The following is an 11,122-nucleotide window of genomic DNA, read 5'->3' as shown; positions in this document are numbered from 1 at the left end:
AGCGCTGGACCCGGAGTCCCTCGGCGGCGAACATGCCGTCGTCGATCAGGATGTGCCGCTGGTCGCCCAGCAGCAGATCGGGGTGGAGGCGCCCGCCAACGCCGACGTGGTCACCCTGCAGGCCGGCTCGTCGCTGCGGCGGGCGGACCGGCAGAAGGACACCGGTCTGCTGCTGGCCATCGTCGACACAGTGACGCTGAATCGCACCTCCGCCGAAGCGGTTTCGGATGACGACCACCCAGGCGGCTCGGTGCAGCGGCCGCGCAATTACGACGACGACAGCCCGCCGACCAACATCGCGCTGCCGCACGAGGGGCTGTCCTACCGGTTCCCCTTCGACACCCAGAAGCAGTCCTATCAGTACTTCGATCCGATCGCGCAGAAGGCCTACGAGGCCAACTACGAGGGCGAAGACGACGTCAACGGGCTGACCACCTACCGGTTCGTGCAGAACGTCGGCTACGACCCGGACGGCAGCTTGAAAGAACCGGTGCGCTACCCGTCGCTGTACGGCCACGACGAGGACGGGGAGATCACCGCTCCGGCCCGGATGTGGAACATCGAGGGCGTCGACCCTGAGGAAGACGTCACCATGACGCGGTACTACGCCGCACAGAAGACGATGTGGGTGGATCCGGTTTCGGGCACCGTCGTCAAGTCGAAGGTGCACGCCAACCACTACTACGCCCGCGATCCGCTGAAGCCGGAGGTGGCACTGGCCGACTACACGGTCACCAGCTCCGAGGAGACCATCGAGGCGCAGGTCGACGCGGCCCGCAACGAACGGGACCGGGTGGCCCTGTGGTCACGGGTCCTGCCGATCACCTTCACCGCCGCGGGGCTGATCTGTTTGATCGGCGGCGTCCTGGTCGGCTGGTTCAGCCTGCCCGCCGAGACCGCCCTGGGTCGGCCGGGCCGCGGCTCCGACGGCGGGTTCTTCGGCGGCTTCGCGCCGAAGTCACCGGTGACCGAGCATGCTTCCGGGGCCGAGGCCGAGACGGAGAAGCTGCCGACGCAACGTCCCCAACTGGACCGTCCGGCGACGCCACCGGAGCCGGGCCCCCCGGATCCCACACCCGATCAGCTCTGACCTCGCGGTGGTGCGAGCCGGGCGCTGGATCGCGCCGTGCTACGCACTGGGGTTGACGCTGCTCATCGCGGCGCCACTGCTGCGGCCGGGCTATCTGCTGCTGCGCGATGCGGTGTCGACGCCGCGGTCCTACCTGACCGCATCCGCCCTCGGTCTGGGTGAGGCGGCACCCCGGGCGGTACCGCAGGACTTCGCGGTGGCGCTGGCTTCCCGGCTGGTCGATGGCGGCATCGTGGTCAAGGCGCTGCTGATCGCGGGCCTGTGGCTGGCCGGCTGCGGCGCGGCGCGGCTGGCGGCGACGGTACTGCCGGAGGCCGGCCTGCCCGGCCGGCTGGTTGCGGTCACCGTCGCGATCTGGAATCCCTATGTGGCCGAACGGTTGTTGCAGGGCCATTGGAGCCTGCTGGTCGGCTACGGGTGCCTGCCGTGGGTGGCAGTGGCGATGCTGAGGCTGCGATCCGGTGGCGGCGGGCTGTTCGGGTTGGTGTTCTTCGTGGCGCTGGCCGGGTTGACCCCGACCGGGCTGCTGCTGGCCGCGGTCGTGGCGTTGGCGTGCGTCGCGGTGCCGGGTTCCGGCGCGCCGAGGTGGTGGTGTGCGACCACTGCGATGGCGATCGCGGCGACCGCCGCGCTGCCCTGGCTGATGGCCGTGGTGGTGGGTTCGGGATCTGTTCGCGGCGAGTCGGCCGGGGTGGCGGCGTTCGCGGCCCGCGCCGAGCCGGGTCTGGGCACCCTGGGCAGCCTCGCCGGGCTGGGCGGGATCTGGAACGCCGAGGCGGTGCCGAGTTCGCGGACCACGGTTTTCGCTGTGCTGGCCACCGCGGTCTTCGTCGGCGTCGTGGCTTTGGGCTTGTCGACGGTACGGGACCGGCCCGCCGCGCGACCACTGCTGATGCTGGCGGGCGCGACGGTGCTGGTGTTCGCCGTATTGGCTACCGGGCCGGGACTGGCGGTGTTGCGCTGGGCGGTCGATGTGATCCCCGGCCTGGGCATGCTGCGCGACGGGCAGAAGTGGGTGGCATTGGCGATGCCCGGCTACGCCCTGGCCGGGGCCGGGGCGGTGGCGGGCCTGCGGGACCGACTGCCGCCGGCGCGGGCAGCGTTGGTGTGCTGCGTCGCGCTGATCGTTGTGCTGCCGGACCTGGCCTGGGGGGTGGCCGGGCGGGTCCAACCGGTGCACTACCCGCCCGGTTGGGCGGCGGTGGCGGCGAAGATCAACGCCGATCCGCGGCCGGTGGCGGTGCTGCCGGCCGACACCATGCGGCACTTCTCCTGGGCCGGGCCGGCCGCGGTGCTCGACCCACTGCCCCGTTGGGTGCGCGCCGAGGTGCTGGCCACCGGCGATCTGAGGGTGGGCGGACAGACCGTGCGCGGTGAGGGCGGCCACGCCCGGGCGGTGCAGCGGGCGCTGCTGTCGGGCGCCGAACCGGCCACGCTCGGCGTCCACGGCGTGGGCTGGGTGGTCAGCGAGTCCGGCACGGACGGCGAAACCGGCGCTGCCGCAAAAACTCTGACGCGCTTGCCGATTTCCTACCGCGACTCAGACTTCACCGTGTACCGGGTCGGTGGCCATGCACCGAAGGTTTCCGGCGGGCCGCGCCGGGCCGTGCTGGCGGCCCATCTGGTGTGGCTGGCGATGCTGGTGGCAGGCGCGGGCGGGCTGGCGGCGCCGCTGGTTCGGCGATGCTATCCGGCGGCGAAGTAGAAGCCGAACAGCAGCCCGAACAGTCCCAGCAGCCACCCGTTCGTGGTCACCTTGAGCCAAGTAGGCGCGTGCCGGACCTCCATGAAATGCCAGATCACCAGCTGAGTCTTGATCGCGGCGATCGACAGCACGATGACGGTGACGGTGGCGTTGAGGTGGTGTGCCTCGCCCCCATCGCGGGCGGTCTGCCAGGACGCTATGGTCACCACCGTCAGCAGCGCCCACACGAAGATCAGCGGATTGCGGCGGTACGCGGTCAGAGCGATCACCTCATCAAGTAGAGCAGCGCGAACAAGATCAGCCACAACACGTCGACCATGTGCCAGTAGGTTGCGCCCGTCTCCACCAAGGACATTCGGGGTTTCGCCGGTCCGCGCAGGCTGCGGATGACGAAGCACAGGATCACCAGCCCCAGGAACACGTGACACAGGTGCATTCCCGTCATCACGAAGTAGTACATGAAGAACAGATTGGTTCCCGGCGTCAGCCCCGCGGTGATCTCCGGGATGTATTCGAACATCTTGAGCAGCGGGAAAGCGGCCCCGCAGGCCAGGGCGCCGCAGAACAACCGGTGTGCATCGGTGGTCTTGCCGGCTCGGGCCGCCGAAGTGCCGAGTGCCACGAAGAGCGAACTGGTCAGCAGCACAACGGTGTTGACAATGCCGATGTTCAGGTTCACCTTGGCCTGACTCGCCAGGAACATGACATGGTCTTGGCCGCGGAAGTACATGTAGGACACGAAGTAGGCGGCGAAGATGAGCAGGTCGCCGATGACGAAGAACCACATGCTCGATTCACCGGGGAGGTGACCGCGTGCACGGGGGCTTGGCGTCATCTCGCTGGTACCGATGCCGGGCCCCGCTTCGACTTCGGTCATGCGACGACTCCGCGGGACGCGTCTCCCACGGATTCAAGTGCAACCCAAGCGTTTTCGAGTTCGGCCTCGGGCTGGTTCTTGATCGATCGGTAGATGCACACGTACACGATGAACTGCCATGACACGTACAGCGTCATGGCGAGCCAGAAGGTCATCAGACCGTTCCAGGCGAAGGGCCCGGACTTGGTGATCCACACCGGCGCGGCCATCAACTCGGTCACGTATTGCCAAACGGTGTAGTAGCCCAGCCATTTCGGTAGGATATTGTTCTCGTCGAGAATGATCGCCAGGCCGAATGCCATCCACATGATGCAGAAGCATCCCAGCGAACCGATGAACGCCAGGTAGCCGAAGTCGTAAAGCATCGCCAGGATCGCCGGGTCGTAGCCGGGACGGAATGCGCCGAGCCCGAAGCAGAACATGCCGAACAGCATGCCGACGATGGTGCCGGTCATCGCACCCATCATGACGGTGTACCGGAACACCGGGCTGACCGACATCCGCTTGATCTGGATGAGATAGCACGCATTCGATACCGGCGCCAGGCCGAACGCCAGTGTCAGCACGGTGCAGGCGATCAGCAGATTGTGCGACTGCATGAAGTCGAGGACCTGTGGCTGCGAGGCGCTCGGCGAGCGGGGCGGCATCATCCAGCTCAAGGGGACGAAGACCAGCCCGAACAGCGCGAAGAAGACCGGGACCGACCAGAAGGCGATCCACTGATCCCGTTTCGCGGCCTTGGTCATGCCAGCGCCTCGCGCTCGTCACCCTGGCGATTCACCACATCGCGCAGAACCGCGAACATGACCACGAGATAGGCGGCGAAAACGCTGAGCCGCAGGGTGAACGAGAGCGAACCGTCCCAGGCCAGCGGCCCGGTTTTGTACAGCAGCGAAAACGCGCTCGGAACCAGCAGAGCGGCCACCGCGATGTTGAAGTGCGCCACCCAGCGCGGGAAGACCGGGTCTGGCCGGACGTCCAGGTAGATGCTGACGGCCAGGCAGAGATTCTGCACGATGATGGTGCCGACGGGTGCGATGAAGAAGAACCACGCCATGTCGTTGAGCAGGCTGATGAGTTGCGGGTCGCGTTCGGGCCGGAACGCCGCCAGCGCCCAGCAGTAGTCCGCGAGGATGAACGCCGTCAGGCCCACCCCGACACAGAGCAGGTAGGCGTAGGTGAAGACGCTGCTCGATGTTGCGGTCCGCGAGATCTGCACCGCGGTCACCGCGAACAGCGGAACCAGCGAGCAGGCGATGAGATTGCACAGGATCGTGACGCCCAATATGCCGGTGACGTTCTCGGCGAAGAAGGCCGCGACTTGTTCGGGGGTCAGCGTCGGCGAGAGCGGCGGCGAGAACACCGGGAACAACAGATAGGCCAGTGCGAACAAGGCCGCCGACGGCGGCACCGTCCACAGCAGGATGCGCTGGCCCCTGGTGTTCATCGCCGTCGCTGTCGTCATCGCCCACCCCTGCCTGGTCTGCCACCACCCGCTCGGTTGCTAGGTCTAACACACTCACTGACAAATGACAACGAAAATGAGAGGGTTGATGGCTTCTGCGCGTGCAGATCTCGAGTTCAGTGACATTTTCGGGTGACATCCGTCAGCGATTGGCTGGGTTGCGGCACAATGGGCGCGTGCCCGAGGCTGCGACCCAGCGTGAGACCCAACGCCGCAAAACACGTGCTCGAGTGCTCGACGCCGCGATCGTGGAGTTTCAGCGGGCCGGCACCAATGCGGCAGACATCAACGCCATCGCCAAGGCGGCGGGGGTGGCGCGCAGTACTTTCTACTTCCACTTCCCCACCAAGGAGCACGTGCTGCTCGAGCTGATCCGGCGAGACGAGATGCGCCTCGCCGAAGAACTCGCGCAATTCCTCGACACCCGCCGCTCGCTGGCGGCGGTGCTGAAGGTGATCGTGGAGCTGGTCCTGGCCCTCGAAAGCCGCTGGGGCGCAGCATTGTTCCGCGATGTCTTGAGTCTCTACTTCTCGCCCAACCGACCCGAACCGGAGCAGTGGGCCAGTCACCCGACCTTCGTGCTGCTGGCCGCCGAGATCGAACGGGCACGCGTTCGCGGTGAGCTCTACGACGACGTGGACGCCTACCACAGCGCGGCGTTCTTTCTCCTCGGCGTCTACGCGTTGCTGACGACGGTGGGCGAATCCCAGGCGGAGCGCGATGTGGCACTGAAGAAATTCGTGACCAGTACCCTGCGCAGCATGGTTCCGCAGGCCTGATGGCAGCGCCATCCGGAGCGACTAGGTCCTAGTTCAGTGGGCTTTGCGGATTTGGAGACCAGCAACGCCCGGCAGCTCGCCGTCGCGTCGCATCAGGGCGCGCCCCCGTGTCGCCGATGAGGCGTACAATCGAACGTATGTTCGAAGTTACCGACCTGCCCGACCCCGACGCCCTCGCCGAGCTCGACGAGGCCGCGCTGGTGGCAGCGATCGGAGGGTGGGCCCAAGCGGAGTCCGTCGCGGCCTCCCGCCGCCTCGCGGCGATCGCCGAGCTGGTGGGCCGGAAACTATACGAGGACCCAGCGCATTCAAAATGGGCCTGCGACGGCTGGGACGCGGTGGCGGCCGAAGTCGGTGCGGCTTGCGATACCAGCCACGGGAAAGCATCCGGGCAGATGTATTTGGCTTCAGCGCTGCGCGAACGCCTTCCCAAGGTGGCGGCACTGTTCGCCGCCGGACAGCTCAACGCCGCCCTGGTGTCGACCATCTCCTGGCACACCACCTTGATCCAAGACCGTCGGGCCCTTGCCGCCGTCGATACCGCACTAGCAGCCGACGCCCTGCACTACGGGCCACTGTCGGCGTTCAAGACCGGGCAGGCCATCGACGCGATCATCGAGGCGCACGACCCGGAAGCCCTGCGCCGCAGCCGTCAACATGCCCGCTCCCGGGACCTGGTGGTCGACAAACGCAACACCGACCATGCCACCACCCCGCTGTGGGGCCGGCTGCACGCCCACGACGCCGAAGCCCTCGACCGGCGGCTGATGGCAATGGCGCACAGCGTGTGCGACGACGATCCGCGCACCATCGCCCAACGCCGCGCCGACGCCCTCGGCGCGCTGGCCGCCGGCGAGCAGATCCTGGTCTGCGGGTGCGGCAACGAGGACTGCCCCGGCGCCCAGGACCGTCCGGCAAGCTCGGTGCTGATCCACGTGGTCGCCAGCGCCGAAAGCATGGCCACCGGCGTCGACGCGCACCGCAACGGTGAAGACCCACCGCCGCCGCCGATCAACCGCCGGAACCTGTTTGCGCCAGTAGAGCGCCCCACCGAGCCCGACCCGCCCCCGAAGGTTCCGCCGGCGCTGCTGCTGGGCGGACCGCTGATCCCAGCACCCATGCTGGCCGAACTGATCGCCGCCGGCGCCACCGTCAAACCGGTGCGACACCCCGGACCCGATAGTGCCCCCGAGCCGAGGTACCGGCCCTCGACCGCATTGGATGAGTTTGTGCGCTGCCGGGACATGACGTGCCGGTGGCCCGGCTGTGACCGGCCGGCGGAATTCTGCGACCTCGACCATGCGATCGCCTATGCTCTCGGCGGGCCGACACATCCGTCGAACCTGCGTTGCCTGTGCCGAAAGCATCACTTACTCAAGACGTTTCACGGCTGGCGCGACCAGCAACATGCCGACGGTACCATCGACTGGCTCAGTCCGACCGGCCAGACCTACACCACCCGCCCCGGCAGTCGACTGCTGTTCCCCGCCCTCTGTGAACCGACCGGCCGCCTACCCGCACCGACTGACCGACAATCGGATTCGGCCGGCCGAACCCTGATGATGCCCACCCGACGGCGGACTCGGGCCCAGAACCGCACCCGGGCGATCATCGCCGAACGCGCCCTCAACACCCGACCCCCGCCATCCTGACCGGGGGGACCCTCAACCCAGGAAGCGGGCGCGCACTTCCGGCGCCGGCACCGGACAGGTGTCGTGCTTGCCGCCGATTCGGTAACGGATGGCGGCGAAACGGTCGTAGAGCCGGTCGCGGATTCCGGCGGGAATGATGCGGGCCGCCAGGAGTAGCCGGAACGGCCCGGCCAGATAGCGCACCATCTCCAGGGCCCCGGCTGATCGGACACTGACTCGCTCATCGGGTCGACCTGGGTTGTCGACGAACACCATGGAGTCGATGTCCTGCAGATCCGGATGGCGCTCGATGACCGCGCGGGCGAAGTCGCTGTCCAGGGCGGCGAATCGCAGGGTGCCGTGCCGGTCGTGGCGAAGGATGGTCTGGACCGATCGGTTGCAGACCCCACAGACGCCGTCGTAGAGCAGCACCGGAGCAGCATGGTCGTTCGTCATCGGTGCACCTCCACGTCGTTCAGACCACCCCGCTGACGTAGCGCCGTTCGCAGACCGCCGCCAAGACCTCGCGGAACCCGTCAGCGCTTTGCCGCCAAGAGAATTCGGCGCTGCGGTCCTGCGCCTTGCCGCCGAGCTGTTCGCGCAACACCGGGTCGGCCAGCAGTCGGTGCAGCTGCTCGACGAGCTGGTCGCGGTCGTCGACCAGCAGGCCGGTCACGCCGTCGACGATGGAATCGGACAGCCCCCCGGAATCCCGGTAGCCGATGGTAGGCACGCCGTGCTGGCCGGCCTCGATGACGGCCAGGCCCCAGCCCTCCTTGCGGGACGGCAGCACATGCACCCACGCCTGTTGCACCAGCCGATGTTTGGTGTCCTCGTCGACATGGCCGTGGAAGGTGACCGCGTCGGTGATCCCCAGCGCCGCGGCGTGCTGCACCAGCCGGTCGGCCCACCAGCCGCCGCCGATAACGTCGAGGCGCAGGCCGGGCACCCGGGTGTGCAGGGCGGCGACCGCGTCCAGCGCATCCTCGATCTGCTTGTGCGGCACCAGCCGCGACAGCACCACCACCCGGGGCGCGTCGGCCCGCGGACCGGTCAGCGTCGGCGGCGGCGCCTCGTCGAGCCCGTTGCGCACCACCGCGATGCGTTCGGCGCTCACCCCCAGTTCGATCAGATCGCGCGCCGACGGCAACGACACCGTCAGGTACTGGTTGCGCCGGTTCAGCCACGGCGACAACCTCGACTCCACCAGCCAGCCGATCCGGCTCAACACCGGCCCGGCCACCGGCCACTGCTCCCGGTGGCAGTGGTGCACCAGCATCGCCACCCGGCGCCCGTAGATCAGCCGCGCCAAAAACGGCAGCCCGTTCTGGGTGTCGATCACCGCGTCCGGCCGCACTCGCCGCAGCGGTCCCAGACCGACGCGCGCCGCCGCCATCACCGCCAGCGCCCACAGATACACCGTGTAGGGGCCGCCGCGGCGGCTGATCCGCACCCCGTCGACGACCTCGTGTTTGGGTGCGCCGGGGTAGCGGGCGGTGCGCAGTGTGACCGCGACTCCGGCGGCGGCCAGCTCGGCGCCGATGCGCTGCAGATAGGTCTCGCTGCCGCCGCCCTGGGGATGTCCGGTGTCACGCCAGCACAACAGCAGGACGGAGCGCACAGCGGACACAGGACTACAGGGTAGTCCGCCTAGGCTTGGCCCGGTGGCCGCCACCGAGCTGTTCGCACGACGCGCGACGCTGGGCCGCTCAATGCGCCTGCTGGGACAGTTCCGCTACGAACAGAGCGACCCGGCCCGGTTCTACGGTGCGCTGGCCGCGGACACCGCCACCCTGGTCACCGACCTGTGGCGGGGCGTCAACGGGGACGACCCGGCCGGCAGAACCCTGCTCGACGTCGGCGGCGGGCCGGGATACTTCGCGACCGCATTCGCCGAGGCCGGCCTGCGCTACATCGGGGTGGAGCCGGACCCCGGGGAGATGCACGCGATGCAGGCGGCCAACCCCGTTTCTTCCCCGGGTGCCTTCGTGCGGGCCTCCGGGATGGCGTTGCCGTTCGCCGATGACAGCGTGGACATCTGCCTGTCGTCCAACGTCGCCGAGCATGTGCCGCGGCCCTGGCGACTCGGCAACGAGATGCTGCGGGTCACCAGGCCGGGCGGGCTGGTGGTGCTGTCCTACACGGTCTGGCTGGGTCCGTTCGGCGGCCATGAGATGGGACTGACCCACTATCTGGGCGGCGTGCGCGCCGCCGCGCGCTACACCCGCAAGCATGGCCATCCACCCAAGAACAACTACGGTTCGTCGCTGTTTGCGGTGTCGGCGGCCGAGGGGCTGCAGTGGGGCCGCCACACCGGCGCACTGGTCGCGGCTTTTCCCCGTTATCACCCGCGATGGGCGTGGTGGATGACCTCGGCGCCGGGCCTGCGGGAGTTGTTGGTGAGCAATCTGGTGCTGGTTCTGCAACCCCGATGACGGATTGACTGCAACGTGTTCTAATCCGTCCGTCGGCTAGGTAGGGTGACGCCCATGAGCGACTCCAGCATCACCGAATACGACTCCCTCTTCATCGGCGGCAAGTGGACCGCCCCGTCCACCGACCAGGTCATCGAGGTGCACTGTCCGGCCACCGGCGAGTACGTCGGCAAGGTGCCGCTGGCGGCCAAGGCCGATGTGGATGCGGCAGTGGCGGGCGCGCGCGCCGCCTTCGACTCCGGGCCCTGGCCGTCGACCCCGCCGGCTGAGCGGGCCGCCGTCATCGCCGCCGCTATCAAGCTCATGGAGGAGCGCAAAGAGCAGTTCACCTCGCTGCTGGCCGCCGAGACCGGGCAGCCGCCGATGGGCGTTGAGACCATGCACTGGATGAGCTCGCTGGGGGCACTGAACTTCTTCGCCGGCCCCGCCGTCGACGAGGTCAGCTGGGAAGAGGTCCGCACCGGCGCCTACGGCCAGACGATCGTGCGCCGGGAACCGCTGGGTGTGGTCGGTGCGATCGTGGCCTGGAACGTGCCGCTGTTCCTGGCGGTCAACAAGCTGGGGCCGGCGCTGCTGGCCGGTTGCACGGTGGTGCTCAAGCCGGCCGCCGAGACCCCGTTGAGCGCCAACCTGTTGGCGCAGGCGTTCGCCGACGCGGGCCTGCCCGAAGGGGTGCTGTCGGTGGTGCCGGGTGGCGTGGAGACCGGCCAGGCGCTGACCTCCAACGCCGATGTGGATGTCTTCTCCTTCACCGGCAGCTCGGCCGTCGGCAAGGAGATCGGCAAGCGCGCCGCCGAGATGCTCAAGCCGTGCACCCTGGAGCTCGGCGGCAAGTCGGCGGCCATCGTGCTCGAAGACGTCGACCTGGCGTCGGCGGTCCCGATGCTGGTGTTCTCCGGGATCATGAACACCGGCCAGGCCTGCGTGGCCCAGACCCGCATCCTGGCGCCGCGCTCGCGCTACGAGGAGATCGTGGAGGCGGTCAAGAACTTCGTCACCGCCATGCCGGTCGGGGTGCCCAGTGATCCGGGCGCGCAGGTCGGCGCGTTGATCAGCGAGAAGCAGCGCGAGCGGGTCGAGGGCTACATCGCCAAGGGCATCGAGGAGGGTGCCCGGCTGGTGTGCGGCGGCGGCCGTCCC

General features: G+C 68.3%; 12 protein-coding genes. 6 read left to right on the top strand and 6 right to left on the bottom strand.

Going from position 1 to position 11,122, the window contains the following annotated elements:
- Both A5648_RS16695 and A5648_RS16690 read left to right on the top strand, forming a co-directional pair.
- The coding region (locus A5648_RS16695; protein ID WP_065025621.1) for a DUF3068 domain-containing protein at nt 1-1,090 on the top strand (1,090 nt) is incomplete at its 5' end.
- A 7-nt stretch (nt 1,091-1,097) separates the two neighbouring features.
- The gene (locus A5648_RS16690) at nt 1,098-2,795 is read left to right on the top strand and encodes a hypothetical protein (protein WP_065025620.1); all 1,698 of its coding nucleotides are present in this window, start codon (nt 1,098-1,100) and stop codon (nt 2,793-2,795) included.
- On the opposite strand, the gene A5648_RS16685 is transcribed toward A5648_RS16690, so the two are convergent.
- From A5648_RS16685 to A5648_RS16670, 4 genes are read right to left on the bottom strand one after another with little or no spacing between them, the layout of a single operon-like run.
- On the bottom strand, nt 2,777-3,055 hold the full coding sequence (locus A5648_RS16685) for a cytochrome C oxidase subunit IV family protein (protein ID WP_065025623.1): 279 nt from the start codon (nt 3,053-3,055) through the stop codon (nt 2,777-2,779). The genes A5648_RS16690 and A5648_RS16685 overlap by 19 nt on opposite strands.
- Nucleotides 3,056-3,060: 5 nt before the next feature.
- Nucleotides 3,061-3,672 (bottom strand): cytochrome c oxidase subunit 3, encoded by a 612-nt coding sequence (locus A5648_RS16680; protein WP_082966545.1) that lies wholly within the window; start codon nt 3,670-3,672, stop codon nt 3,061-3,063.
- Complete coding sequence (locus tag A5648_RS16675) at nt 3,669-4,418, bottom strand: hypothetical protein (RefSeq protein WP_065025619.1); 750 nt, start codon at nt 4,416-4,418, stop codon at nt 3,669-3,671. Before A5648_RS16675 ends, A5648_RS16680 begins: the two co-directional genes overlap by 4 nt.
- On the bottom strand, nt 4,415-5,137 hold the full coding sequence (locus tag A5648_RS16670) for a hypothetical protein (RefSeq protein WP_065025618.1): 723 nt from the start codon (nt 5,135-5,137) through the stop codon (nt 4,415-4,417). Before A5648_RS16670 ends, A5648_RS16675 begins: the two co-directional genes overlap by 4 nt.
- A gap of 158 nt (nt 5,138-5,295) precedes the next feature.
- On the opposite strand from A5648_RS16670, the gene A5648_RS16665 reads away from it, so the two are divergent.
- Nucleotides 5,296-5,916 (top strand): TetR/AcrR family transcriptional regulator, encoded by a 621-nt coding sequence (locus A5648_RS16665; protein ID WP_065025617.1) that lies wholly within the window; start codon nt 5,296-5,298, stop codon nt 5,914-5,916.
- Nucleotides 5,917-6,053: 137 nt separating this feature from the next.
- Nucleotides 6,054-7,568: an HNH endonuclease signature motif containing protein gene (locus tag A5648_RS16660; RefSeq protein WP_065025616.1), complete on the top strand. Its 1,515-nt coding sequence runs from the start codon at nt 6,054-6,056 to the stop codon at nt 7,566-7,568.
- A 12-nt stretch (nt 7,569-7,580) separates the two neighbouring features.
- On the opposite strand, the gene A5648_RS16655 is transcribed toward A5648_RS16660, so the two are convergent.
- Entirely contained in the window at nt 7,581-8,003 is a 423-nt protein-coding gene (locus A5648_RS16655) for a thiol-disulfide oxidoreductase DCC family protein (protein ID WP_065025615.1), read from the bottom strand.
- Between the two features lie 19 nt (nt 8,004-8,022).
- Nucleotides 8,023-9,177 carry a glycosyltransferase family 4 protein gene (locus tag A5648_RS16650; RefSeq protein ID WP_065025614.1) on the bottom strand — a complete coding sequence of 385 codons (1,155 nt, stop codon included), beginning with the start codon at nt 9,175-9,177 and terminating at the stop codon, nt 8,023-8,025.
- A gap of 34 nt (nt 9,178-9,211) precedes the next feature.
- On the opposite strand from A5648_RS16650, the gene A5648_RS16645 reads away from it, so the two are divergent.
- Together A5648_RS16645 and A5648_RS16640 are read left to right on the top strand one after the other, a co-directional pair.
- Nucleotides 9,212-9,982 carry a class I SAM-dependent methyltransferase gene (locus A5648_RS16645; RefSeq protein ID WP_065025613.1) on the top strand — a complete coding sequence of 257 codons (771 nt, stop codon included), beginning with the start codon at nt 9,212-9,214 and terminating at the stop codon, nt 9,980-9,982.
- Between the two features lie 54 nt (nt 9,983-10,036).
- On the top strand, nt 10,037-11,122 hold a 1,086-nt coding region (locus A5648_RS16640), incomplete at its 3' end, for an aldehyde dehydrogenase family protein (protein ID WP_065025612.1).

Origin of the sequence: Mycolicibacter sinensis (assembly GCF_001673565.1) — a bacterium.
GTDB lineage: Bacteria > Actinomycetota > Actinomycetes > Mycobacteriales > Mycobacteriaceae > Mycobacterium > Mycobacterium sinense_C.
The sequence above is the reverse complement of the archived record's forward strand: the minus strand, read 5'-3'. Positions and strand labels throughout refer to the sequence as shown.

Bases quoted from the DNA above. Each gene is read 5' to 3' on its own strand.
- A5648_RS16680 (WP_082966545.1), bottom strand. From the start codon at position 3,672: ATGACCGAAGTCGAAGCGGGGCCCGGCATCGGTACCAGCGAGATGACG.
- A5648_RS16675 (WP_065025619.1), bottom strand. From the start codon at position 4,418: ATGACCAAGGCCGCGAAACGGGATCAGTGGATCGCCTTCTGGTCGGTC.
- A5648_RS16670 (WP_065025618.1), bottom strand. From the start codon at position 5,137: ATGACGACAGCGACGGCGATGAACACCAGGGGCCAGCGCATCCTGCTG.
- A5648_RS16655 (WP_065025615.1), bottom strand. From the start codon at position 8,003: ATGACGAACGACCATGCTGCTCCGGTGCTGCTCTACGACGGCGTCTGT.
- A5648_RS16660 (WP_065025616.1), top strand. From the start codon at position 6,054: ATGTTCGAAGTTACCGACCTGCCCGACCCCGACGCCCTCGCCGAGCTC.